The following is a 25,858-nucleotide window of genomic DNA, read 5'->3' as shown; positions in this document are numbered from 1 at the left end:
CCTATAATAAATTTGAAAAGTAATCTTAGTGAAAAGCCAAGCTATAGCATAAAAATATATTTCATTATGGCTAGCAAATATTAGACATTTACTTTTCATAATTTAGACTAAATAGTTGAAAGAGTTTAATAAAGAGAAAATTTATGCAAGAAATTAAAGAAAAATATTTTGAAGGAGAAAGGGCTTTATATGGTCTTTCGGACGCAATTTTAGAGAATGCTATTTTGGATGAAGGAGAATCGTCTCTAAAAGAAACGTATAATTTAGACATAAAAGCTAATATTTTTAAATATAAATATCCTTTATGGTATTGCAAACAATATTAAAGTTACTGACAGTACCTTTGAAACAATTTCTAGAAGTGGTATTTGGTACACTAATAATATTTCAATTAAAAACTCAAATTTACAAGCTCCTAAATTATTTAGAAGATGTAAGCACGTTTTTTTAGATCGTGTATTCTTTTCTGATGCTGAAGAAACAATGTGGACTTGTGAGGATATTACTATTAAAAATACTGAGATTAATGGTGACTATTTCGGAAAAGATAGTTCTGACATCTATATGGAAAATGTGTGCGTGATTGGAAACTACGTTTTTGATGGTGCTAAAAATATTGTTTGTAAGAATTGTAGTTTTGTATCTAAAGATGCATTTTGGACTTGTGAGAATGTAACTTTAATTAATTGTCAAATAGATGGGGAATATTTAAGCTGGAATAGTAGCAATATTCTTTTCAGAGATTGTACTATTGAAAGTGATCAAGGGCTTTGCTACATGGATCATGTTACTTTAGAAAACTGTATTTTAAATCAGACGACTTTAGCCTTTGAAAAATGTAGTAACATTAACGCAACTATCAAGAGTAAGATTACGAGCGTTAAAAATCCTATTTCTGGAGTAATTAAAGCGAAGAAGATTGAAACATTAATTATTGATCCAGCAAAGGTGGATTCTCGTGATACTAAGATTGTCTCGGAGGAAGCAATCGATAAAAAAGTTTCAGTTTCTGATCAAAATCAAGAGGATGAATAAAATTGAACTATGATTTTACAACCGTGATAAATCGGCGGCATACAGATTCAGTTAAGTGGAACGTTAAAGATAGTGAATTACCAATGTCGATTGCGGACATGGATTTTAAAACAGCATCTGAAATTGTTTTAGCAATGCATGAAAAACTTGAACTGGGAGCCTTTGGCGATGAAGAAGCAGGAGCCGATTATTTTAATGCAGTAAGTCATTGGTATCAGTTAGAGCATGGTGCAAAAGCTGAACCAAACTGGACGATTTTTGCTACTGGAGTAGTTCCAGCTATCTCATCAATTGTTAGACGTGTTTCTCATATCGGCGATAATGTATTAGTGCAAGAGCCGGTTTACAATATTTTTTATAATTCTATTGAAAATAATGGTCGCCATGTATTATCAAATGATTTAATTTATAGTAATGGTAAATATGAAATTAATTGGCAAGATTTAGAAGAAAGGCTGGCTAATCCCTTAACTACTTTGATGATTTTCTGCAATCCGCATAATCCTACAGGAATTATATGGAAAAAGAGCGAAGTAGAAAGAATTGCGTCTCTATGCCAAGAAAATAATGTAATTCTTCTGTCTGATGAGATTCATGGGGACTTAGTGCGTAATAATGTCAAATATACACCTGCTTTTTCTATTACTGAACCCTTAAGAAGCAATGTAATTAGTTTGGTATCTCCAAGTAAAACTTTTAATGTTGCTGCCCTTCATGCCGCAACTGTGATTATTCCTGATAATAATTTACGTGATATCATTAATCGCGGATTAAATAGCGATGAATTAGCTGAACCTAATCTTTTAGCTATTCCAGCGATAATTGCCGCTTATACGGAAGGATTTAATTGGTTGCATGAGTTATTAGCAGTAATTGACAATAATTTCGCCTATGTCGAAAAGAAAATTACTAGCCAATTAGAAAATGTAAAAATTGTTTCTGGCCCGGCTACTTATTTAATGTGGCTAGATGTAAGCAAGATTACTCATGACAGTTACAGATTAGCTGCATATCTTCGAAAAGAGACTGGTTTAATTGTGTCTGCTGGTCGTATATATCGCGGAAATGGTAATGAGTTTTTACGGATAAATTTAGCTTCTCCTAAGTCAATGGTAGAAGATGGAATCAGTAGGTTAATTATTGGAATTAAAAAATATTCAAAAAAATAGCTGAAAGTGGTTTCAAAATCATCTCAAAAAGATATATACTTTTATTGAGGTGATTTTTTATGGAACCATTATTTTTAACGCCCTATTTTCGACCAAAAATTTGGGGTGGTCGTAAATTAAATACTGTTTTAGGATATGATATTCCTGATGGAAAAGTTGGAGAAGCTTGGGTAATTTCGGGCTATAAAGATGATGCTTCAACTGTGAATGCTGGTCCATTAAAAGGCAAGACATTACGAGAGGTATATTTAGAACACCCAGAGTTATTTGGCAATCCGAAAGCTAAGGAATTTCCTTTATTAGTTAAATTTTTAGATGCAAATGATAATTTATCTGTTCAAGTCCACCCAGATGATGATTACGCTAGAATTCATGAAAATGATTCTGGAAAAACTGAAAGTTGGTATGTGCTTCATGCAGAACCTGGTGCTAAACTTATCTATGGGCACAATGCAAAAAGTAAGGAAGAACTTGAAAAGTGGATTAAAGATGGAAAATGGTCCAAGCTTTTACGATATGTACCAGTAAAAGAGGGAGACTTTTTATATGTTCCATCTGGTACGGTTCATGCTTTAACAAAAGGGATTATGGTTATTGAAACCCAACAATCAAGTGATGTAACCTATAGGTTGTATGATTGGGACCGAGTAGATAAGAAAACTGGTAAGAAGAGAGAGTTGCATATTAAGCAATCTCTTGATACTATTCAAGTACCACATAAAGACCCGAAGCTGAAAATTACGTCAGAAACTGTTGGAGATGCAAAGATAACCACTTTGGCTCAGCCACCAATGTCGCCTCATTTTTATTTGTGGCAAATTGATGTTGATGGAGAATTTAGTTGGAGTTTAAATGATCACCCATATCTTTTAGTTTCTGTAATTAAAGGCGATGGTAAGTTTATCGCAGATGGCAAAGAATACGATATCAAATTGGGTAGTAACTTTATTATTCCTAATGATATGAAGGACTTTAGTTTTAGCGGTAATTTACGTTTAGTAATTTCAGCTCCTGGTAAAGAATAATTTTAAATGAATGGAGTTGGTCAAATGATATATATTGGTTGCGGGGTAATAATGTTTGTAATCGGAGTCATTTGGCTTATTGCTCCTTCACCTAATCCAAATCGAATTTACGGATACATGTCTTATTTAGCTTCAGTTAATGAAGCTAGTTATAAATATGCACAAAAAGTAGCAAGGAATTACTTTATGCTTTTTGGTATAATTCAGTTTTTATTAGGCGTAGTTATCCATTTGTTACATTGGGATCGTTATTTCTTAATCTGGCTACTTACCTTTTATTTGTTTATTTTGGCCCCGATAATTATGACTGAAAAGAAACTACAATCTTTTTTACGCGCTCGTCATGAGTTGCCATATGATTATATTGAACCGGATAAAATAAAACATACTAAAGTAAAGGGATTTAAGGACAAATAATGCTAAAAATTTTAATGGTTGAAGATGACAATTCTGTTGCAGAAATGATGAAGATGTTCTTTAGTAAAGAACAATGGGATGTTGATATAGCTAAAGATGGAGTAGAAGCTGTTGAAATGTTTAAAAAAGCTCCAGATTCTTATGATATAGTTACGCTGGATCTTAACTTACCTAAAAAAGATGGTATGGAAGTAGCTAAAGAAATTAGAGCTATTTCCTTATCAATTCCAATAATTATGCTTACGGCTCGTGACTCAGAAAGTGATCAAATTTTGGGTTTAGGAATTGGTGCTGATGAATATGTTACTAAACCATTTAGTCCATTAGCCTTAATTGCTCGGATTAAAGCTTTATACCGTAGAAGTCACTTAGAAAAAGATATGTATGCTTCTAATGGGGTAAAGTATGATGTTGTTACTAAGCATTTAGAAATTTCAGAAGATCGCCGAGAAGTCCGTTTTGATGGTAAACTTGTTGAAGGGTTAACGCCAAAAGAATTTGATCTTTTGTACACTATGGCTCAAAAACCAAAACAAGTCTTTTCAAGAGATAAGTTATTGGAACTAGTTTGGGGCTATGAATTTTTCGGTGAAGAAAGAACTGTTGATGCTCATATAAAAAAGTTGCGTCAAAAGTTAGAAAAAGCTGGTCCACAAGTAGTTCAAACTGTTTGGGGCGTAGGGTACAAATTTGATGATTCTGAGGTATAGAAATTGAAACTATTCTATCAAGAAATGCTAGGTTTTTTACTAGTAATTATTACTAGTATCATAATTATTGGTTCATCGACTATTCATTTTGCGACCATTCAAGCATATTCTCAAAGCTATTCACGTTTAGAGGGTTATGGAACTTCAATTGGAAAATTAGCTTTAGCTAAAGATAATCCACGACATGAATTGGATGCTAAATTTTTAAAAAATTTACAGGTAGTAATGGAAAGCGAAGATTTACATCTTCGCATTTTTAATAATAAAAATCGACAGGTTTATCCCGAAACTACGATGAATTGGGCTCTTCCTAAAAAACTTTTTAAGCAATTAAAAAATGGAAAGACAATTAGAATTAGAAATGACCATGAAGATGAGCAAATAAGTTCTTTTTCTAGTAAGGATGCTTATACTAGTGTAATTGTTCCTTGGCGTAGTAAAGGAAAGCTGGTTGGCGTTATTTGGATTGGATCAAGAGTTCAGAATGTTGAACAAATGATTGTACGAGAAAAACATAATTTAGTTACTGCTTTACTCAGTTCCTTAGTTATCGGTGGGCTAATTAGTTTTGCTTTATCTTATTATATTTCTAGAAAAATCAAGTTGTTGTCTAGTGGTACTAAAAAGGTTGCTCAAGGTGATTTTAATGTTCATTTGAAACATAAGGATACGGATGAGATTGATGATTTAGCACGTAATTTTAATATTATGGTTAATGCATTAAGAGAATCAAATGATGAAATTAAAGCTCAAGAGAAAAGACGAGAGCAATTTATGGCAGATGCAGCTCACGAAATGCGTACACCTTTAACGACAATTAATGGATTATTGGAAGGCTTTGAATATGATGCGATTCCTGAAGAGGCTAAACCTAAATCCATTGCTTTAATGCATAGTGAAACTAAACGATTAATTAGACTTGTAAATGAAAATTTGGATTATGAAAAAATTCGAAATAATAAAATTAGTTTAATTCAGTCAAAGTTTAATGCAACTGAAATTTTGACAAATCTTTTAACTCAAATGAAGCAAAAAGCTATTGAAAAAAATGATGAGTTAATTCTTAACTGTCCTTCAGAAGTAGAAGTTTATGCTGATAAAGATAGATTTACTCAAATAATGGTAAATCTAGTTCAGAATGCTTTACAATTTACTGAAAATGGTAAAATTATAATTTCCGGTAAGCGAATTGAGCATGCAGCTCAATTTAGAGTAGCTGATACAGGAATTGGAATGAATAAGAAACAAATGAAGTATATTTTTGAAAGGTTTTATAAAGCAGATCCTTCTAGAGCTAAAATTGGTTCTGGAGAATCAGGATTGGGACTTTCAATTGTTTTATCTCTTATTAAACAGCACGGCGGTAAAATTGATGTGGACTCACAACCGGGAAAGGGAGCTCAATTTACTGTAACTTTGTATGATAAAGGGTATAAAGAATTTATTAGAGACTAAATAAAAGGTCAGTACTTAGACTAATAAGTACTGACCTTTTATGCTTATTTATCGGGATTATCTTTTTCTGGAGAATTATCAGAGCTATTTTTATTTTTATCACTAACAGCAGATTGAATATTTTCAGGAACATTGTTGATTTCATCTTTATTAGTTTCTGGCGCATCGGTAGTATAAAGATCAGTAGTCGTTCCCTTATGTTGAGAATAAAGAGAGGTAGATTTATTACGGAGATCTTTTCTTAATTTAAGCATTCTTTGATAGTTGACTTTATAATCAAATTCATTTGGATTAGTTGGAATGAATCCAGCAGGGGTATAGAAACGCAAAAGATTATGATTATTTAATAAGTCGGAGTAGTGAAGCGAATTATGTCCATATTCAACTAAATTATTAATTTCATCTTTTTGTTTCTTAGTAAATTTAGTAATTTTCTCGCCTGTTTGATGGTTATAAATGGTTCCCTTAATTCCCTTTCCGCCAATAATTATATATTTTGGTGTAACAATTGTACCGTTTCTAAAGACAACTATTTGACGATATTGCTTTGAGAATAGATCTTGACCAAATTGGATATAATTTTTGTTAGAAATTCCTAGTAAGTGAAGAAGAGTAGGAAGAACATCAATTTCACCACTAATTTTATTGTCAACTTTTCCCTTGATACCATCCATATGAATCATGAATGGTACTTTTTGAAGTTCTGTTGTGTCGTAAGATGTCCATTTATTGAAGTCTTTACCTAATACTGGGGCAAGAGCTGATAATTCATCATCTGAACTACCAACACCATAGTGATCGCCATACAAAATGACCATCGTATTTTTATCTAGACCACTCTTTTTTAAGTAATCAAAGAATTCTTTTACTGATTGATCAAGGTAATGAGCAGTTTCAAAATAATTATTTATTGTTGTATTTGAAGTATTGGTAGTAGTAAAATTATTGTCTTTATCTTCCTGATCCATTTGGAATGGAATGTGATTAGTAACAGTTAAGTACTTCACATAGAAAGGTTGCTGCATTTGTTCAAGGTATTTGATACTTTGACTAAATAACAACTTATCCTTTAAACCATAGCCAATTTTGTCGTTTTTCTTTTGAGAGAAATAATTCGCATCAAAGAAGTAATTATAGCCTAAGTTTTTATATACTTCATTACGGTTCCAAAAGGTCCCGGTATTTCCATGGAAAACGGCAGACGTGTAACCACTTTGTCTCATAATTTGTGGAGCACCCTGAAAAGTATTTTCAGAACCTAAAGATGAGAAAAGAGAACCATCTGAAATGCCATATGTTCCCGTTTCAAGCATGTTTTCCGCGTCACTAGTTCTACCTAATCCTACTTGATGATAGAAATTACTGAAACTAACAGTATCTTTATTATGATATAGCGAATTTAGAAAAGGAGTGACTTCTTGACCATTAACCTTTAGTCCAATTAAAAACTGCTGGAAACTCTCTAAGTGTAGGACAATAACATTTTTGCCTTTGGCTTTACTAAAATATTGTGGATTAGCTTTAGCATAATTTTTCTTGGTAAAGTCTAAGACTTCGTTGATGTCTTCAGCATTAGCATTCTTTTTAACTTGATTTGATTGAGCACTCTTTAATAGATCATAAACTGAATAAGTATCAATTCCTAAGTACTTGACTACATAAGAACGATCAAAAGTATTTCTCAGTAATCTAGGACGAGAAGTTTCTGCTAGAAACATATTTAGTGTTAGCATGAAAACTCCGAAAGATGAGACAGCAAAAGGTCGTTTAAAGCCGTACTTGCGTGGATCAATTTTGATTACTTTTAAGATCAATAAGATGATAATGATGATTATATCTAACCAAAGAAAGATATCACTGGGATGCAATAAAGCAACTGTACTTTTTCCTAAACCTTGTGAAACTTTGTCGGTATTTTGAACAGTTTTGCTAGTTAAAAAATCTGAAAATTGTCGGTAGTAAATTACGTTTGCAAAAAGCAAGATTGTATTTAATGTATCCAAAACTAGCATAGCCATATAGGAAACAAGTGGCTTAGAGAAGTAGAGACCTAAGCTTAAAATGATAATACACGTTCCTAAGGGCGTTAGCCAAACTATGAAGTGTTGATATGGATCACCTAGTCCGAGTTTAAAATCAAAGTAAGCTGCATACATATACTTTGCCCAGAAGCAAAGAGTAAGGATTGTTAGAAATCCAATTCTAGTTTGCCAAAAATTACGTTTTGTTTTATTCACGCTAAAATACTCCTTTTAATAAGGAATATTTTACTGGTAATTTCAAAAAACGACAAACTTTTATTAAAGATTTGCGTTTTTTTAACATTTTGAAAAAAATCAACTTTCATTGCTAGCTTTACGTTATAATTAAGCCAAAATTATGGAGTCGGTTAAGTTATGCTTTTTTTACAACCCTTATACGAATATATTTTTCATACTTATGCAACTCGAGTTAATCACTTTGCTCTAATTAAGTTGATTTTATATAGCTTGGATAAGACGCTTTTTTATTTTATTATTTTCGTGATTATTCGATTATGCTGGTTATTGTTTATCAGACATCGTAGAACGTTAAAATCTGAAGCATGTGTTTGGATTTTTACTTTTTATGTTATCTTGCTTTTAATGCTAACCGTATTTAGAGATACGTATTTTCCATGGCAACTGACGTTTAATTTTCATCGTGATTTAGGTGAGATTAATCTGGTATTTATGAAAGAAACAATAAAGTTAACTCATGGACAAAGTTTACTTGACTTTTTCTATAATTCTCTTGGTAATGTTCTATGGTTCATTCCATTTGGTTTGTTGTTCCCTGAAGTTATTCAAAAAAATAAGATGGGAGTAACAGTTATAGTCGGTGCATGTTTATCTATATGTATTGAAGGATTGCAGTTTATTCTAGAAACTGGGGTAAGCGATATAGATGATGTATTTTTTAATGTTTGTGGTGCGATAATAGGCTTCATAATCTACAAAATTATTTACAGGTTCTTAATAAGAAAAAACTCTAGTTTTATGAAGAAGTAACTGCTAAAATAAGGGTTGTACGTGAAAAAAGTTACAAAAAAGGAAGTTTAAATAATGAATAAAGTTGTTCACTTTGATGCAAGTAAATTAACACCATTTGTTCATGAAAATGAATTAAAGGAAATGCAAGCAATGGTAACTGCTGCAGATCAAGAATTACGTGAAGGTACTGGTGCAGGTAGTGACTTCCGTGGTTGGATTGATTTACCAATTAATTACGATAAAGATGAATTTGACCGTATTAAAAAAGCAGCTGAAAAGATCCAAAAAGATTCTGAAGTTTTAGTTGGTATTGGTATCGGTGGTTCTTACCTTGGTGCTCAAGCTTCTATTGAATTTTTAAATAGTTCTTTCTACGGTAGAGAAAAAGAAAAGTACCCAACTGTTGTATTCTGTGGTAACTCTCTTTCAGGTTCATACCTTTATGACTTACTTGAATGGTTAGGGGATAAAGATTTCTCAATTAATATCATTTCTAAGTCTGGTACTACTACTGAACCATCAATTGCCTTCCGTGTTTTGAAGGACAAGTTAATTAAGAAGTATGGTAAAGAAGAAGCTGCTAAGAGAATTTACGCAACTACTGACCGTGCTAAAGGGGCTTTGAAGACTGAAGCAGATGCTGAAGGTTATGAAGAATTTGTTGTTCCTGATGACATTGGTGGTCGTTTCTCAGTATTATCAGCTGTTGGTTTACTTCCAATTGCAGTAGCTGGTGGAGATATCGATGCAATGATAAAGGGTGCTGCAGATGCACGTGCTGCATACACTGATCCAGATGTATTAAAGGATAGTCCATACCAATATGCAGCTCTTCGTAATATTCTTTACCGCAAGGGTTACACTACTGAATTACTTGAAAACTACGAACCATCATTAAGAATGTTTGGTGAATGGTGGAAGCAATTAATGGGTGAATCAGAAGGTAAAGATCAAAAGGGTATTTATCCATCTAGCGCTAACTTTACTACTGATCTTCACTCACTTGGTCAATACATCCAAGAAGGTCGTCGTAATTTGATGGAAACAGTTATTCGTGTTGAAGACCCAACACATGATGTAACTATTCCAGATGATAAAGAAAACTTAGACCAATTAAACTTCTTATCTGGTAAGACTATGAATTATGTAAATGATCGTGCTTACGAAGGTGTAGTTTTAGCTCACACTGACGGTGGCGTACCGGTTATGACTGTTGATATTGAAAATCAATCAGCACATACTTTGGGTTACTTGATTTACTGGTTCGAATTAGCTGTTGGTATTTCTGGTTACTTAAACGGTATTAACCCATTCAACCAACCAGGTGTTGAAAGCTACAAGAGAAATATGTTTGGTCTTTTGAACAAGCCTGGTTATGAAGATTTACATGACGATTTAACTAAGCGTTTAAAGTAAAATAAAAATTACTCAGTATAATAGTAACGGTTATACGCATAATATAGCGGAATATCATTTCGTTAAAGAAAGAGTAGGGAGCATTGTTGTTTCCTACTCTTTTTATGTGTTGGAGAAAGGGAATTCAATTGAATAGAAAACAAGATAAAAGAAACATCATGGCAGTTTTAGCCGCAGCTTTTATGTCATTTGTGGGAATTTTGACAGAAACGAGTTTAAATGTAACTTTTCCGACTATGATGAAACAATTTAATGTAAGTTTGGATGTTGTTCAGTGGACAACAACCGGTTACTTACTAATGATTGCAATAATTATGATTTGTTCCTCATATTTAAATGAGCGTTTTACTGCTAAGCAATTGTTTGTTGTATCTTGTGGCGGATTTATTGTCGGAAGTTTGATTAGCGCTTTTGCAGGCGAGTTTTATGTTTTGCTATTTGGAAGATTAATCTCATCTTTGGGAGCAGGACTTAGTATTCCTTTAATGTTTAATTTAATTGTTGAAGTTATGCCACAAAAAAAGTGGGGACTATACATGGGAATTGCTGGTTTGATTATCGCAATGGCACCAACTTTAGGACCAGCATTTGGTGGAGCAATAACATATTATTTTAATTGGCGAGATATCTTTTTTATTGTAGCTATTTTTGCTGCAATTGTATTTTGTGCTGGAGTAAGAGTAATTGGTAAGTATCATGAACAAACTCAACGCAAGTTTGACTATCTTGGTTTTGTTTTGTTAGCGACTGCTTTTATTACTTTAACTTTGGGAGTTAATCAGATTAGTAGAGGATTTAAAAATATATTTTTATGGCTACTTTTAGTTGGAAGCTTGTTGCTTTTTTATTTATATAAAAAATGGGCACAAAGCAATAAAGAAAGTTTATTAAATATCGCTGTATTTAGACAAACAGCATTTGTTTATGGTGCATTAGCATACTTTTTACTACAATTTGCTAATATTGGGGTAAGTTTTGTTTTGCCAAATTACATCCAAATTGTTGGTCATCAAAATGCGCTCATTGGTGGCTTGGTTTTATTGCCTGGAAGTATTATTGCAGGTCTCTTAAATCCAATATTTGGTAGTTTATATGATCGTTTGGGTGCCAAGCCATTACTCTATACTGGAGGATTAATATTAGCACTTAGTGGCCTTTTATTTGCAATTTATGGATTAACCTTAACAACTTTAATGATTATGGTCTTTTATGGTTTATTAGCTTTTGGACACCGTATGTCTTTTAGCAATACATTGGCAGAAGCCTTAAAAATTGAGCCTAACAATTTGCATACTGATGCTACAGCAGTGTGTCAGACAGCTCAGCAATTAGCTGGCTCGATAGGAACGACAATTATGGCAGCAATCATAGCAATTTTCCAAAATGAATCGAATTCAAGTTATGCAATTCGTACTGCTCGCGGAAGTCGAGCAGCATTTTATTTTATATTTGGATTAGGAATTTTGATTTTAATTTTAGATTGGGCTATGTTTAGGTTAGAAAGAAAAAATAGCGTTAAGAATTAGAAAGTGTATTATCATGAATACGAATGCTGAATTTATGGATATGGAAGAAGCAATCTTTAAATTTGCTCAAGAATTATATTTTAAAAATCAAGTAGCAAGTGATTTAGTAGAAAAAGATGAACAAAAAGATCTTTTGCATTTGGATAGAAGTGGAGTAGAAAAATTACAAGAGATAGATGGAATAATTAAGGATTTTTGTCAACCGCAGATTAGAGCAATTCTGCAGGTAAGTCAAAATGCACATACGTTGCAACCAGATTTTAAATTAGTAAAGAACCAGACGCACCAATTAATTCAAAATTACGATAATTTAAAGAAATTAGTTCAGTTTAGAAAGAAAATACGTGCCGAGAAAAACAAAAAATTAAGCTCTGAATGGCTAGAATTAGAAAATAATCTTGAGAAAATAAATATCACTAAAATAGAAAATATAGAAAAGTCTGTGATAGAAAACGAGGATAAGTGATATAATTGAAAAGCTGCGTCATGGTGAGTAAGACATGACGCAGCTTTTTTTGTAGAAAATAGTTTATTATGCGACTTAATTTATGAAATAGAGGAGGATAATTATGATAAAGAGTAAAAAGAGCAAACTTATTTCACGTGAGTATGATGAGGTTATTTTAAAGACAGGTGGATTAGTAGGACTAATGGACCGAGTGGATGAAACTCATTTTTTACCTGATTATGGTGTTGAAACACCTGAGCAAGAAAAGAAAACAATGGCTATGGCACCAATTTCAATTGATGATATAGAAAAAGTGGTTTATAGACCGAAAGATTCGCAGTAATAGTGTCTTTATCAAATTTAATCATAGAAAACAAAAAGCCTTTAACATCAATGTTTCTAATTCATTGACATTAAAGACTTTCACGAAAATTGAGATATTCGGGCTCGAACCGAAACATCCAGGAACCAGAATCCTGTGCCTTACCAATTTGGCTATATCTCAGTAATATCACCCGTACGAGAATTGAACTCGTAACTCCACCTTGAGAGGGTGGCGTCTTAACCATTTGACCAACGGGCAAATTCAACATATGTAAATATAATTGAATATGAGAAATATGTCAAGTTCTATCCTGCTTTTTTCTTTTGAAAAGATAAGGTATTATAAAAACTAGGTGAATTAGGATGATAGAATTTTTTAAAACACAACATTTGATTGAAGAGATGGTAAGCGAGAGAATTATACCTGGTGTTAACTATGCATTCATTAAGGAAAAGCAGGTCTTTTCTTCAACTGTAGGCTTTGCCAGCCTTATGTCAGATGTTAAGCAGCTTAGTCCATTTGCGCTTTATGATTTAGCTAGTTTAACTAAAGTTTTAGGAACGACAAATGTTTTTCTAAAGCTAAAAGAAAATGGAAAATTAAATTTTACAGAACCACTTAAACAATTTATTCCTGAATTCAAGGATGAACGAGTCCGCTTAAGCCATCTTTTGACGCATACTAGTGGTATTAGAGGGTGGATCCCTAATAGAGATCAACTTTCTGCCTCAGAGCTTTTAAAAGCAATTATATCTTTACCTGTAACAGATGAATTTGAAACTAAGATGCGCTATGCAGATACTAACTTTATTTTGTTAGGTTTAGTTCTTGAAAAAATATATGGTCTGCCTATACAAGATGTGATTACAAAAGAAATCATTTTGCCAGCACAGCTAAAAGAAACAACTTTTCATCCTAATCCTACTGATTGTGTTCCAACTGCTTTTACTGAAGATGGAAATTTATTGCAAGGAGTTGTACATGATCCTAAGGCACGGGTTTTAGGAAAATATTGTGGTTCTGCAGGCTTATTTGCTAATTTAGAAGACTTAATAAAAATGACTCAAGCATATCTAGGCTTGCGGGATGATGTTTTTCCATTAAAGCAAGATACTCTGGCTAGTTTATTTCAAATTAAAACAACAAAAAAAGTACATCCACGTTCTTGGGGATGGGATTTACGGTTTGATCCTATGGATCAGCATCCATTGATTTTTCATACGGGATTTACCGGAACTTTCATATTAATCGATCGTCTTAACCAAACTGCAATGATTGTATTAACTAATCGGATTCATCCAAGTGGACATAATCAAGTTTTTCTAGCTATGAGAGAAAAAATTGTTAATACGTTTTTAAAAGAGAATATTTATAAAAATTAAAAGACCAATGTCGTTGATGACATTGGTCTTATTTGTTGTATTTTACATACCTGCTTTGATAATTTTCTTTTCACCCATTGTTTTACGAAGTGAAAGCATAGCAGTATATGTAGCTAAAATATAAACTTTCTTAGTTGGTAATTTTGAAATTTCGGCTAAGATAGCATCATTATCTGTAGCAGTTGTCATTAAGCCTGGATCAAAGCCAGAAACTTCTAGTCTGAATCCCATATCATGCCAACGTTTACCGCCGACTATGACTTTATTGATCTGATCTTTGTTTAGACCTTCATAATCTGCATCCCAAATCCAAGAAGTATCAATTCCATCCGCATGGTTTGCATTTAGGAGAGTGACTAGGGAATAACGATCTTTTTCAGTATTAAGCATATGGAGAACTTCATCAAGTCCAACTGGATTTTTAACTAAAATCAAATCGATTTCTTTGCCTGCATAGTTGATTAATTCTTGACGGCCAAAAATACGTTTATTTTCAGCAAAGCTTTGAGCAACTTCGTCATCAGTTAATCCAAATTCTCGAGCTACAGAATAAGCGGCTAAAGCATTATAGATATTGTAAGTTCCACCGATACCGATACTGTAATCTTTTTCGCCCATTTTGAATTTTAAGCTATTCGGAGTTTGATCAATAATTTCATTTACAGTGTAAGTTAAATCAGGTCTATGGTAGCCACAATTAGGGCAGAAGTAGTCTCCAAGATTAGCGTAAATACGTTCATGATAGTGTAAGATATGATCGCATTTAGGACATAAGACACCATCAGTATTCACAGGAGCTTTAAAATCGTTTTCAGGTTTGTCATCCGGGAGTTTAAATCCATAGAATACTTTTTTATTGGGTAGGTCAACTGATGAAAAAATACTTGCATCTCCGTTAGCAATAATAGTTGCATCAGGTGCTAATTTAATTCCATCGACAATTTTTTTATAAGTAGTGTAGATTTCACCATATCTATCCATCTGATCGCGGAAAATATTAGTTAGAACGAAGACACTAGGATGAAGCAATTTTGTTACCATTTTTACATTTGCTTCATCAACTTCTAAAACAGCAATTTTCTTTTTGCTTCTTTTATTTTTGTGAGCTAAAAATGCTGTAACAATTCCTTGCTGCATATTTGAGCCAGATGGATTGGTTAAAATATCGCCATATTTTTTCTTCAATGCTTCTACGATTAAAGCAGTGGTCATTGTTTTACCGTTAGTTCCAGTTACAATGATTGTTTCATAGCCTTTTGCTAATGAATTTAATACTTCAGGATCAATTTTCATGGCAAACTTTCCAGGAAAACTCGTCCCACCCTTTAATACATTATGAAGAAACCAGTATGATGATTTACCGGCTGCCTTAGCGATGCCTGATTTTAAATTCATATTCTTATCCCTCACTTTAAAACTAAATTTTACTATAGCATATCAATAAAATGAAAACGACCTTTTTATTTTTATCTGCACGATTTTTAAATTTACTTTATACTAATTAGGATAATATTAGTGAAAGTATTTAAACTTAATAATGGAGGAATTTTGCAGTGGCCCAATTGTTTTTTCGCTATGGAGCAATGAGTAGTGGTAAGTCAATTGAAATATTAAAGGTTGCACATAATTATGATGCTCAAGGACGAAAAATAGCCTTGATGACAAGCGGTGTAGGTGATAGAAGTGGCGTAGGGACAGTGGCGTCGAGAATCGGCTTACATCGTAAGGCAATTCCGATTGATGAAGACATGAATTTGTTTAATTACATTTCAAAAATGAATAAGAATGATGTTGAGTCTGGTAATGGGACTGTAGCTTGTGTTTTAATTGATGAGGCGCAGTTTTTGAAACGACACCACGTATTAGAGTGCGCAAAAATTGTCGATGAATTAAAAATACCAGTAATGGCATTTGGCCTAAAGAATGATTTTCAAAATCATTTATTTGAAGGTAGTGAAAATTTATTGATTTTTGCTGATAAAATAGAAGAAATGAAGACTATTTGTCACTATTGTGGTCATAAGGCTACAATGAATTTACGGATCAATGATGGAAAACCTGTTTATGAGGGTGAACAAGTTCAAATTGGCGGAGATGAATCTTACTATCCAGTTTGTCGTTTTCACTATTTTCATCCAGATAAGCAGAGATAAATTTGAGGAAGGACAGTAAAAATGGATAAAGTGATGGCTCAATTGGAAGGATTAGTTGCCCATTATGAAGAACTTCAAGAAATGATGGCTGATCCAGAAGTTATTAATGATACTAAACGCTATATGGAAATTTCTAAAGAAGAAGCCGATATGCGTGAAGTAGTACAAAAGTATCGTAAATATAAGTCAGATATTAAGGAAATTGAAGATAATAAAGAAATTATTTCTAATGAATCTGATAGTGATTTAGTTGATATGGCTAAGGAAGAAAATTCTGAATTAGAAAAAGAAGTTTCTGAATTAGAAGACGAGATTAAGATTTTAATGCTTCCAAAAGATCCTAATGATGATAAAGATATCATTATGGAAATTAGAGGTGCTGCTGGTGGGGATGAAGCTTCATTATTTGCTGGCGACTTACTTAGAATGTATGAAAAATATGCAGAAACTCAAGGTTGGAAGGTATCTTTAATTGATTCAGAACCAACTGAAGTTGGGGGCTATAAGCGTGTTGCTGTTATGATTACAGGTGACAAAGTTTACTCAAAATTAAAATACGAAAACGGAGCTCACCGTGTTCAACGTGTTCCTGTAACTGAGTCTCAAGGACGTGTTCATACTTCTACTGCAACAGTTGCTGTTATGCCTGAATATGAACAAGTAGATATAGATTTAGATCCTAAAGATATTCGTGTAGATGTTTACCGTTCATCTGGTGCCGGTGGTCAGCACATTAACAAAACTTCTAGTGCCGTACGTATGACCCACCTTCCTACTGGAATTGTAGTTGCTATGCAAGATCAACGTAGTCAGCAACAAAACCGTGAGAAAGCTATGCAAATTTTGAAATCACGTGTTTATGACTATTACGAAAGTCAAAATCGTGACCAATATGATGCTAAGAGAAAAGACGCAGTTGGTACTGGGGATCGTTCTGAAAGAATTAGAACATACAATTACCCTCAAAACCGTGTCACTGATCATAGAATTGGTTTAACTTTAAATAAGCTTGATCGTGTAATGAACGGGGAATTAGATGAAATTATTAATGCCTTGGTTCTTTACTACCAAACTCAGCAATTAGAAAAGATGGCTGAAGAAAATGCCTAAAAATTTAAAGCAAATAAAAGAAAAGGTCCTAGCCAATAATCCAGAAGTGCGTGCTGATGACATTGACTATGTTTTGGGTGAAAGATTAAACTATACGCCTTCAGAGTACGAATTGCATATTAATGATGAGCTGACTTCTGACCAAGAGAAAGAAGCATTGAAAGATATGAAGAAACTCCGTAGAGGAATTTCTCCACAATATATCTTGGGTTATGCGTGGTTTTACGGTTACAAGATCTTAGTTAATCGCGGTGTTTTGATTCCTAGATTTGAAACTGAAGAGTTAGTGAAATGGGCTCTTGAGAATATTAAGTCTGGAGAAAAAATTCTAGATTTAGGTACCGGTTCAGGTGCAATCATGGTTGCTTTAGTTAAACAAGCACAAGAACAGGGGATTAGCGATTTAATCCTATATGCAAGTGATATTACTGATTCAGCTTTACGTGAAAGTGAAGAAAACTTTTTAAAGTATGATTTAGATGTTAAAACGCGAAAAGCCAATGTATTAGTTGGACTAGAGAAATTTGACATGATAATTTCTAATCCCCCTTATATTAAAACTAGTGAAAAAGATTTGATGGATACAAATGTAATAAAAAATGAACCAGATACTGCTCTTTATGGTGGAGAAGATGGATTAGATTTTTATCGAAAGTTTGCTAAGCAAATTCGTTCTCATTTAAATCCTAATGGTCAATTTTTTTTAGAGTTTGGATTCAGTGAAAAAGAGCAACTAGAGAACCTATTTAAAGCTGAATTGCCAGACTTTAAAGTGGAATTTAGGGAAGATTTAGCTGGTAAGCCAAGAATGGTTCATGGAAGGTGGATGAAGTAATGGAAACTAAAATTTTCAATAAAAAACAAATTCCCGAGGCAGTTGAACTTTTAAAAAAAGGTGAATTAGTAGCTTTCCCCACTGAAACTGTGTATGGCCTTGGTGCGTTAGCAACTAATGAAAAGTCTGTTAAGGGAGTCTATGCTGCTAAGGGACGTCCAAGTGATAATCCTTTGATTGTCACTGTAGCTGACGAAAAGATGATGGAAGAATATGTTAATAACGTACCAGAACGTGCTAAAAAACTGATTAAGCATTTTTGGCCTGGTCCTTTGACGATTATTCTTTTTGTGAAAGAAGGAACTTTACCTGATGCTGTTACAGGTGGTCTGCCAACTGCCGCTTTTCGTTGCCCAAATGATGAAATGACGCATGAACTAATTAGCCGGTTGGGAAAGCCAATTGTAGGACCATCAGCTAATACTTCAACTAAGCCTAGTCCAACAACAGCCGAACATGTTTATCATGATCTAAAGGGTAAAATTGCTGGAATCATTGATAATGGACCTACTGAAATTGGTTTAGAGTCGACAATTGTCGACTTATCAGTTGAAACTCCAACTGTTCTTCGTCCTGGTGAGATTACTCCAGAAGAAATTTCGTCTGTTCTTGGTGAAAAAGTGTTGATGAATAAAGGAACTACGCAGACGAAGGGAATTCCAAAAGCGCCAGGAATGAAGTATCGTCATTATGCACCTAGTGCACCTGTTTTTATTGTGGACAAAGAAGAAGATTTTAAAAAAATCAAATGGGATGATGAAACTGGCGTAGCAGCACTTGATGAAGTACTTGAAAATATTGATAGTTCTAATAAATTTAGTTTAGGTAAGACTATTGACAAAGCTGCTCATAATTTGTTTGGCGCTTTGAGATATTTTGATAGTGAGGATAATATTAAACGGATCTATGTTCAAGGCTTTGATCATGGAACAATTAGTGCAGCATATATGAATCGTCTAAATAAGGCAGCTGCTGGTCATCATTTTAAATAGGATTAGAGGCATGTAGAAAAACATGCCTTTTTTCGTATGATTTTCGAAACATTTATCTAATAATTTGTTAAAATAGTGAGCGAAGTATTATTTAGAATATAGGAGGCCATTATGGGTAAGTTTACCGTTTTGAATCACCCGTTGATCCAACATAAGTTAACGATTATTCGTAAGAAAGATACAGGTACTAATGAATTTCGTCAAATTGTTGGTGAAATCGGTGGACTCATGGTGTATGAAATGACACGCGATTTGCCATTGAAGAATGTTGAGATTGAAACTCCAATTGGAAAATCAACTCAAAAAGAATTAGCAGGTAAAAAATTAGTAATTGTTCCAATTTTACGTGCTGGTCTTGGAATGGTTGATGGTGTGCTTCAAATGATCCCATCTGCAAAAGTAGGACACATTGGAATGTACCGTGATGAAGAAACCTTAAAGCCACATGAATATTTCTTCAAGATGCCACCAGATATTGAAGAGCGTGAATGCATTATTGTTGATCCAATGCTTGCAACCGGTGGTTCAGCTAATATGGCAATTGAGGCTTTAAAGAAGCGTGGTGCTAAGAATATTCGCTTAGCCGTTTTGGTTGCTGCTCCTGAAGGAGTAAAGGCTGTTCAAGAGGCAAATCCAGATGTTGACATCTATGCAGCAGCAGAAGATGAAAAATTAATGGATAACGGTTACATCTATCCAGGTCTAGGAGATGCTGGTGATAGGTTATTCGGAACTAAGTAATTTTTCTCAAAAATATTTTGAAATTGAAATTTTTGGGTGTTATCATTTTTAGTGTGTTTGAGGTATTCAGCACAAGAAGGGAGGTCACGAAGTGAATGAGAAATCTGTAGTCGTTAATGTATTCGGCTTAAATTTCAATGTAACTAATTGCTTAGGGGGAACGTTAGTCGCAATTGCGGTTTTCTTTCTTGTTTGGTATTTAGGACGCAATGTTTCCTTAAAACCTAATAAAAAGCAAAATCTTTTGGAATATATGATTGATTTTACAAATGGGATTGTTAAGGATAACGTTGCTGACGTAGATGCACAAAAGCACCTATCTTTATATGCCTTTACCCTATTCATGTTCATTTTCTTTATGAACCAGTTAGGTTTGTTCTTTGAGTTTTCAATTAATGACCATATCCTTGTCAAATCACCAACTGCTAACCCATTGATTACTATGACCATGGCAATGATGACATTGCTCTTGTCTTATAACTTTGGTGTTCAGAGGTTTGGTGCCAAAGGTTATTTTGCAAATTATGCAAAACCAGTTGGATTTTTACTTCCAATCAATATTATTGAGGAATTCACTAATTTCTTGACGTTATCACTACGTCTTTACGGTAATATTTATGCCGGTGAAGTATTGTTAACTTTAATCGGTAATCGTTTTGCAAAGAGTGCGGGTTGGTTTACCGTCATCGCTTCGGTTCCACTAACTTTAATCTGGCAAGGCTTCTCTGTCTTTATTGGCTCTATCCAGGCATATGTATTCGTAACTTTGTCAATGGTATATATTGGTAAAAAGGTTACTGAAGAATAATTTTACGGAGGGTTTTTTATGAAATATTTAGCTGCCGCAATTGCCGCTGGTTTAGCTGCTTTGGCTGCTTCCTACGGTAACGGAAAAGTTATTTCAAAAACTATTGAAGGTATGGCAAGACAACCTGAATCTGCTAATGACCTTAGAGCAACTATGTTTATCGGTGTTGGTTTGATCGAAGCTGTTCCTATCTTAGCTATCGTTATTGGTTTCTTAATTCTCTTCCTGTAATTTGCGTTTTAAGAACAAGATCGTAATTACGAGAAAGAAGGGTTGAGACATGCAATTTATGTTTGCAGCCTTAAAATTAGAGTTAGGTGACACGCTTTACTATCTTTTGATCTTTGCAGCTTTGCTCCTATTAGTTAAGCACTTTGCTTGGGGCCCTGTAACAAAAATGATGGAAGAACGTCGTCAAAAGGTAATAAGTGACCTTGATCAAGCAGAAAGTGATCGAAAGAAAGCTGAATTGCTTGCTAATCAACGTGAAGCCGCCTTGAAAGACTCTAAACAAGAGGCAACACAAATTCTTTCTACTGCAAAAAGCAATGCGGAAAAGACTAAGAATAATATTATTAGTCAAGCTGATCAAGAAGCTGCCGCAATTAGAAAGAGAGCATCAGAAGATGCTGCTCAGGCAAAAACTGATGCTCTCAATGAAGCAAGAGATCAAGTAGCTGATATTTCTGTTGCTATTGCCGAAAAAGTAATTAGTAAGAATTTATCTGCTGCTGATCAGAAAGACTTGGTAGATCAATTTATCAAGGGGCTGAATGACTAATGGCTTTAAGTAGAGAAGAAATTGCTTCCAGATACAGTAAAGCTTTATTTGCTTATGCGCAAGATGCTAATAGCTTAGATGCAGTACATGAGGATATGAATGTATTGCTTCAAGTAGCTAAAAAAAATCCTGATATGCTGCGTTTGTTAAGCGATCCAATTATTCGAAAGAATCAAAAAGAGGAATTCTTATCAAGTTTTAGCGATAAGTTTTCAATTGAAACTAAGAATTTTTTGGATTTCTTATTAGAATATCGCAGATTTGAATCTTTAACTGCAGTTATTGAGGCATTTAATACTCTTTATGATGAGTATAAGAATATTGCTTCAGGGATTGCAGTAAGTGCTATTAAGCTTAATGAGGATGAATTAAGTCGAATAAGCCAAGCCTATGCTAAGAAGTATGGTTTTAAAGAATTGATTCTGACAAATAAAGTGGATCCAAGTATCTTAGGAGGTATTATCCTCAAAGTTGGGGATCGCATTATTGATGGTTCTATAAGAACTCGATTGCAACAAATTCGTGAGCAATTAATTGAAAATAGATAAAAGAGGTGAAACCATTGAGCATTAAAGCGGAAGAAATTAGCGCTTTGATCAAGCAACAACTTGAGAAATATGATGATAAGCTCAACGTCAACGAAGTTGGTACTGTTACCTACGTCGGTGACGGTATCGCCCGTGCTCACGGTCTAAATAACGTATTATCAAGTGAATTATTACAATTTTCTAATGGTTCATACGGTATTGCGCAAAACCTAGAAGCCAATGATGTTGGTATCATCATCTTAGGTCGCTTTGACGATATTCGTGAAGGTGATCAAGTTAAGCGTACTGGTCGAATTATGGAAGTTCCTGTTGGCGATCAATTAATAGGTCGTGTTGTGAACCCATTAGGTCAACCAGTAGATGGTTTAGGTGAGATTAAGACTGATAAGACTAGACCTATTGAAAGTAAAGCTCCTGGGGTTATGGACAGACAATCCGTTAACCAGCCTTTACAAACTGGTATTAAAGCTATCGATGCTTTAGTTCCAATTGGTCGTGGACAGCGTGAATTAATTATTGGTGACCGTAAGACAGGTAAAACTGCTCTTGCACTAGATACAATCATTAATCAAAAGGGTCAAGATGTTATTTGTATTTACGTTGCCATTGGTCAAAAGGAATCAACAGTTAAAAACTCTGTTGAAACTTTAAAACGATTTGGTGCTATGGACTACACTATTGTCGTAGAAGCTGGTCCTAGTGAACCAGCACCAATGCTTTATATCGCTCCATATGCAGGAACTGCAATGGGTGAAGAGTTTATGTACAATGGGAAGGATGTATTAATCGTATTTGATGACTTGAGTAAGCAAGCCGTTGCATACCGTGAAATTTCCTTACTTCTTCGTCGTCCACCTGGTCGTGAAGCTTATCCAGGTGATGTTTTCTACTTACACTCTCGTTTACTAGAACGTAGTGCTAAGTTGAATAAAAAACTTGGTGGCGGTTCAATGACTGCCTTACCATTTATTCAAACCCAAGCTGGGGATATTTCAGCTTATATTCCAACTAACGTTATTTCCATTACTGATGGACAGATTTTCTTGGAAGCTGATCTATTCTTTGCTGGTACCCGTCCTGCCATTAATGCCGGTGAATCAGTTTCCCGTGTTGGTGGTAGTGCACAGATCAAGGCTATGAAAAAGGTTGCAGGTACATTGCGTGTGGACTTAGCGTCATATAGAGAGCTTGAAAGTTTTGCTCAATTTGGTAGTGATCTTGATCAAGCTACTCAAGCTAAGTTAAATCGTGGACGTCGTACTGTTGAAGTATTGAAACAACCACTACATAAGCCACTTCCTGTTGAAGATGAAGTATTAATTCTTTATGCTTTGACACATGGCTTTTTGGATGCAATTCCTGTACCTGATATTCAACGTTATGAACTTGAATTATATGATTACTTTGCAAGTACCTATAACGACTTACTTGATGTAATCCGTACTACAGGAGATTTACCTGAGGAAGATAAGCTTAATGAAGCTTTAAAGAACTTCAACGAGGGTTTTTCAATCAGTAAGAAATAGAAGAGGAGGTTTTTTCATTGGCAGAATCTCTCCTTGAACTGAAAAAAAAGATTGCTTCAATTCAGAAAACAGGTCAAATAACTGAAGCTATGAGAATGGTTTCGGGTGTTAAATTGAATAGAACTGAAAAACTTGATCAGGAATATACTATTTATAACGATAAAGTTAGAGCAACCGTTTCTCATCTAATGAGTTCACAAATTGTGAATCAATTAGGTAAAGAGACAAATGAATATAGTGAATTTGGCAGTCAATCTAACATTGATTATAGTAGTTTCTTTGATTTAGGTACTTTAGTATCTTTAGTTCAACCTCGTAAAGAAATTAAATCGACTGGTTACTTAGTAATTAGTGGAGATAGAGGTTTAGTTGGTTCTTATAACAGTCAAGTTATTAAGAATATGATGAGTATCTTTAAAGATGCTGATGCCCAAAATAAAGATGTTAAAATTTTGGCAGTTGGTAGTGTTGCAGCACAATTTTTTAAGAAACAAAATCTTAATGTAGTGTATGAATATAGTGGTGTAAGCGATGTCCCAACTTATAATGAAGTTAGAGATATTGTTCAAACCGCTGTAAAGATGTACTTAAATGGCGTTTATGATGAACTTTTTGTTTGTTATACTCACCACGTAAATACTTTAACTTCTGCTTTTAGAGTAGAAAGCATGCTACCAATTTCTGACATTGATATTAATCATAAAGAAACAATGCCAAAAGACTACATTATTGAGCCAGATATTGATTCAGTATTGAAGACAGTTTTACCTCAATTTGCTAAATCAATGATCTTTGGAGCTATTTTGGATGCTAAAACTGCTGAGCATGCAAGTTCAATGACAGCTATGCAGAGTGCATCTCAAAATGCCGATGATGTTGTTTCTGGTTTGAAGACTAAATTGAATCGAGCAAGACAGGCACAAATTACTACCGAAATTACTGAAATTATCGGTGGTGCAAATGCCCTAGAATAAAATAGAAAAGGAGGTAGATGTTTTGAGTAAAGGCGAAATTGTCCAAGTTATTGGACCTGTCGTTGACGTGGAATTCCCACTAGATAAAGATTTGCCTGATATTAATAACGCCTTACATGTCACAAACAACAATGGTGATACTCTTGTTCTTGAAGTTACACTAGAACTTGGTGACGGTGTTTTAAGAACTATCTCAATGGAATCTACCGACGGTTTAAGACGTGGTATGGAAGTTGAAGACACAGGTGCTCCAATTTCTGTTCCTGTTGGTAAAGACACTTTAGGACGTGTCTTTAACGTATTAGGTGATCCAATTGATGGTGGTCCTGCTCTAGGTAAAGATGTAAAACGTGAAGGTATTCATAAAGAAGCACCTAAGTACGATGAATTAAGCACAAGTGAAGAAATTCTAGAAACTGGTATTAAAGTTATTGACTTACTTGAACCATATGTTCGTGGTGGTAAGGTTGGTCTATTCGGTGGTGCCGGTGTTGGTAAGACAACTATTATTCAGGAATTGATTCATAATATTGCCCAAGAACACGGTGGTATTTCTGTATTTACTGGTGTTGGGGAAAGAACACGTGAAGGTAACGACCTTTACTTTGAAATGAAAGCATCTGGCGTTTTATCTAAAACTGCCATGGTTTTTGGTCAGATGAATGAGCCACCTGGTGCCAGAATGCGTGTTGCATTAACTGGTTTGACTATTGCGGAATACTTCCGTGATGTTGAAGGTTTAGACGTATTATTATTTATTGATAATATTTTTCGTTTCACTCAGGCAGGTTCTGAAGTTTCTGCTTTACTTGGTCGTATGCCAAGTGCCGTTGGTTACCAACCAACCTTGGCAACTGAAATGGGTCAATTGCAAGAACGGATTACTTCTACTAAGAATGGATCTATTACTTCAATTCAAGCCGTTTATGTGCCAGCTGATGACTATACGGACCCAGCTCCTGCAACTACATTCGCTCACCTAGATGCTACTACTAACCTAGAACGTCGTTTGGTTGAACAAGGTATTTACCCAGCTGTTGACCCACTTGAATCAACTTCTAGTGCCCTAGATCCAGAGATTGTTGGTGAAGAACACTACGAGGTAGCTGTTAAGGTTCAACATATTTTGCAACGTTACCAAGAATTGCAAGATATTATTTCTGTTTTAGGTATGGATGAATTATCAGATGATGAGAAGTTAATCGTTGAACGTGCAAGAAAGATTCAATTCTTCCTTTCACAAAACTTCTTTGTTGCTGAACAATTCACTGGTATTCCAGGTTCATATGTACCAATCAAGGAAACAATTAAAGGCTTCAAGATGATCATTGATGGTAAATTAGATGATCTTCCAGAAGATGCTTTCCGTAATGTTGGACCAATTGAGGATGTTATTAAGCAAGCTGAAAAGATGGGAGTTACTCCTAAAAATCCTGAAGCAAAAGCAATGCTAGAAGCAAAGTAGGGTGAT

Annotated in this window: 25 protein-coding genes, 2 tRNA genes and 1 pseudogene; 24 read left to right on the top strand and 4 right to left on the bottom strand. The window is 34.3% G+C overall.

Annotated elements, in window-relative coordinates; all coding sequences use genetic code 11:
- Positions 1-143: 143 nt before the first annotated feature.
- The 6 genes and pseudogenes from FD18_RS08450 to FD18_RS08425 all read left to right on the top strand — a co-directional run bounded on the left by FD18_RS08450 (position 144) and on the right by FD18_RS08425 (position 5,811).
- A pseudogene (locus tag FD18_RS08450) lies at positions 144-1,035 on the top strand (DUF3737 family protein).
- Positions 1,036-1,037: 2 nt separating this feature from the next.
- Positions 1,038-2,204, top strand: a complete 1,167-nt coding sequence (locus FD18_RS08445; RefSeq protein WP_057719471.1) for a MalY/PatB family protein — start codon at positions 1,038-1,040, stop codon at positions 2,202-2,204.
- 59 nt (positions 2,205-2,263) lie between these two features.
- Complete coding sequence (gene manA, locus FD18_RS08440) at positions 2,264-3,229, top strand: mannose-6-phosphate isomerase, class I (RefSeq protein WP_057719470.1); 966 nt, start codon at positions 2,264-2,266, stop codon at positions 3,227-3,229.
- Positions 3,230-3,253: 24 nt separating this feature from the next.
- Positions 3,254-3,646 carry an SdpI family protein gene (locus tag FD18_RS08435; RefSeq protein WP_057719619.1) on the top strand — a complete coding sequence of 131 codons (393 nt, stop codon included), beginning with the start codon at positions 3,254-3,256 and terminating at the stop codon, positions 3,644-3,646.
- Entirely contained in the window at positions 3,646-4,356 is a 711-nt protein-coding gene (locus tag FD18_RS08430) for a response regulator transcription factor (RefSeq protein ID WP_057719469.1), read from the top strand. The genes FD18_RS08435 and FD18_RS08430 overlap by 1 nt, the downstream gene beginning before the upstream one ends.
- Before the next feature lie 3 nt (positions 4,357-4,359).
- Positions 4,360-5,811 (top strand): HAMP domain-containing sensor histidine kinase, encoded by a 1,452-nt coding sequence (locus tag FD18_RS08425; protein ID WP_057719468.1) that lies wholly within the window; start codon positions 4,360-4,362, stop codon positions 5,809-5,811.
- Between the two features lie 44 nt (positions 5,812-5,855).
- Here the strand turns inward: FD18_RS08425 and FD18_RS08420 are convergent, their stop codons facing one another.
- Positions 5,856-8,048 carry an LTA synthase family protein gene (locus FD18_RS08420; RefSeq protein WP_057719467.1) on the bottom strand — a complete coding sequence of 731 codons (2,193 nt, stop codon included), beginning with the start codon at positions 8,046-8,048 and terminating at the stop codon, positions 5,856-5,858.
- 159 nt (positions 8,049-8,207) lie between these two features.
- On the opposite strand from FD18_RS08420, the gene FD18_RS08415 reads away from it, so the two are divergent.
- The 5 genes from FD18_RS08415 to FD18_RS08395 all read left to right on the top strand — a co-directional run bounded on the left by FD18_RS08415 (position 8,208) and on the right by FD18_RS08395 (position 12,555).
- A complete protein-coding gene (locus FD18_RS08415) occupies positions 8,208-8,840 on the top strand; it encodes a VanZ family protein (protein WP_057719466.1) in 633 nt (210 codons plus the stop codon).
- A gap of 54 nt (positions 8,841-8,894) precedes the next feature.
- Positions 8,895-10,238, top strand: coding sequence for a glucose-6-phosphate isomerase (locus FD18_RS08410; protein WP_057719465.1), 1,344 nt, complete (start codon positions 8,895-8,897; stop codon positions 10,236-10,238).
- 158 nt (positions 10,239-10,396) lie between these two features.
- Positions 10,397-11,764: an MFS transporter gene (locus tag FD18_RS08405; RefSeq protein ID WP_235499923.1), complete on the top strand. Its 1,368-nt coding sequence runs from the start codon at positions 10,397-10,399 to the stop codon at positions 11,762-11,764.
- 13 nt (positions 11,765-11,777) lie between these two features.
- On the top strand, positions 11,778-12,230 hold the full coding sequence (locus FD18_RS08400; protein WP_057719464.1) for a hypothetical protein: 453 nt from the start codon (positions 11,778-11,780) through the stop codon (positions 12,228-12,230).
- A 103-nt stretch (positions 12,231-12,333) separates the two neighbouring features.
- Positions 12,334-12,555: a hypothetical protein gene (locus FD18_RS08395; RefSeq protein ID WP_057719463.1), complete on the top strand. Its 222-nt coding sequence runs from the start codon at positions 12,334-12,336 to the stop codon at positions 12,553-12,555.
- An 89-nt stretch (positions 12,556-12,644) separates the two neighbouring features.
- Here the strand turns inward: FD18_RS08395 and FD18_RS08390 are convergent.
- Positions 12,645-12,717: transfer RNA gene (locus FD18_RS08390), tRNA-Gln, on the bottom strand.
- Positions 12,718-12,723: 6 nt separating this feature from the next.
- Positions 12,724-12,795, bottom strand: a tRNA-Glu gene (locus FD18_RS08385).
- Between the two features lie 104 nt (positions 12,796-12,899).
- Between FD18_RS08385 and FD18_RS08380 the strand changes: the two genes are divergently transcribed.
- Positions 12,900-13,919, top strand: a complete 1,020-nt coding sequence (locus FD18_RS08380) for a serine hydrolase domain-containing protein (RefSeq protein ID WP_057719462.1) — start codon at positions 12,900-12,902, stop codon at positions 13,917-13,919.
- Positions 13,920-13,961: 42 nt separating this feature from the next.
- On the opposite strand, the gene FD18_RS08375 is transcribed toward FD18_RS08380, so the two are convergent.
- Positions 13,962-15,314, bottom strand: a complete 1,353-nt coding sequence (locus FD18_RS08375) for a Mur ligase family protein (RefSeq protein ID WP_057719461.1) — start codon at positions 15,312-15,314, stop codon at positions 13,962-13,964.
- A gap of 158 nt (positions 15,315-15,472) precedes the next feature.
- Between FD18_RS08375 and FD18_RS08370 the strand changes: the two genes are divergently transcribed.
- The 12 genes from FD18_RS08370 to atpD all read left to right on the top strand — a co-directional run bounded on the left by FD18_RS08370 (position 15,473) and on the right by atpD (position 25,852).
- Entirely contained in the window at positions 15,473-16,072 is a 600-nt protein-coding gene (locus FD18_RS08370) for a thymidine kinase (RefSeq protein WP_057719460.1), read from the top strand.
- Positions 16,073-16,093: 21 nt separating this feature from the next.
- A complete protein-coding gene (prfA, locus tag FD18_RS08365) occupies positions 16,094-17,182 on the top strand; it encodes a peptide chain release factor 1 (RefSeq protein WP_057719459.1) in 1,089 nt (362 codons plus the stop codon).
- A complete protein-coding gene (prmC, locus tag FD18_RS08360) occupies positions 17,175-18,017 on the top strand; it encodes a peptide chain release factor N(5)-glutamine methyltransferase (protein ID WP_057719458.1) in 843 nt (280 codons plus the stop codon). The genes prfA and prmC overlap by 8 nt, the downstream gene beginning before the upstream one ends.
- Positions 18,017-19,009: an L-threonylcarbamoyladenylate synthase gene (locus FD18_RS08355; protein WP_057719457.1), complete on the top strand. Its 993-nt coding sequence runs from the start codon at positions 18,017-18,019 to the stop codon at positions 19,007-19,009. The genes prmC and FD18_RS08355 overlap by 1 nt, the downstream gene beginning before the upstream one ends.
- Before the next feature lie 111 nt (positions 19,010-19,120).
- Entirely contained in the window at positions 19,121-19,750 is a 630-nt protein-coding gene (gene upp / locus FD18_RS08350) for a uracil phosphoribosyltransferase (RefSeq protein WP_004897613.1), read from the top strand.
- A 91-nt stretch (positions 19,751-19,841) separates the two neighbouring features.
- Entirely contained in the window at positions 19,842-20,558 is a 717-nt protein-coding gene (gene atpB / locus FD18_RS08345) for a F0F1 ATP synthase subunit A (protein ID WP_004894150.1), read from the top strand.
- Between the two features lie 18 nt (positions 20,559-20,576).
- Positions 20,577-20,789 (top strand): F0F1 ATP synthase subunit C, encoded by a 213-nt coding sequence (gene atpE, locus FD18_RS08340; RefSeq protein ID WP_057719456.1) that lies wholly within the window; start codon positions 20,577-20,579, stop codon positions 20,787-20,789.
- Positions 20,790-20,838: 49 nt separating this feature from the next.
- Positions 20,839-21,339, top strand: coding sequence for a F0F1 ATP synthase subunit B (gene atpF, locus FD18_RS08335; protein WP_004894154.1), 501 nt, complete (start codon positions 20,839-20,841; stop codon positions 21,337-21,339).
- Entirely contained in the window at positions 21,339-21,887 is a 549-nt protein-coding gene (locus tag FD18_RS08330) for a F0F1 ATP synthase subunit delta (RefSeq protein ID WP_057719455.1), read from the top strand. The genes atpF and FD18_RS08330 overlap by 1 nt, the downstream gene beginning before the upstream one ends.
- Before the next feature lie 14 nt (positions 21,888-21,901).
- Complete coding sequence (gene atpA, locus FD18_RS08325; protein ID WP_057719454.1) at positions 21,902-23,413, top strand: F0F1 ATP synthase subunit alpha; 1,512 nt, start codon at positions 21,902-21,904, stop codon at positions 23,411-23,413.
- Positions 23,414-23,430: 17 nt separating this feature from the next.
- The gene (locus FD18_RS08320) at positions 23,431-24,387 is read left to right on the top strand and encodes a F0F1 ATP synthase subunit gamma (RefSeq protein ID WP_057719453.1); all 957 of its coding nucleotides are present in this window, start codon (positions 23,431-23,433) and stop codon (positions 24,385-24,387) included.
- A gap of 22 nt (positions 24,388-24,409) precedes the next feature.
- The gene (gene atpD / locus FD18_RS08315; RefSeq protein ID WP_057719452.1) at positions 24,410-25,852 is read left to right on the top strand and encodes a F0F1 ATP synthase subunit beta; all 1,443 of its coding nucleotides are present in this window, start codon (positions 24,410-24,412) and stop codon (positions 25,850-25,852) included.
- Positions 25,853-25,858: the final 6 nt, after the last annotated feature.

Origin of the sequence: Lactobacillus taiwanensis DSM 21401 (assembly GCF_001436695.1) — a bacterium.
In the GTDB taxonomy this organism is placed as follows: Bacteria; Bacillota; Bacilli; order Lactobacillales; family Lactobacillaceae; genus Lactobacillus; species Lactobacillus taiwanensis.
This window is presented reverse-complemented; position numbering and strand designations above follow the sequence as displayed.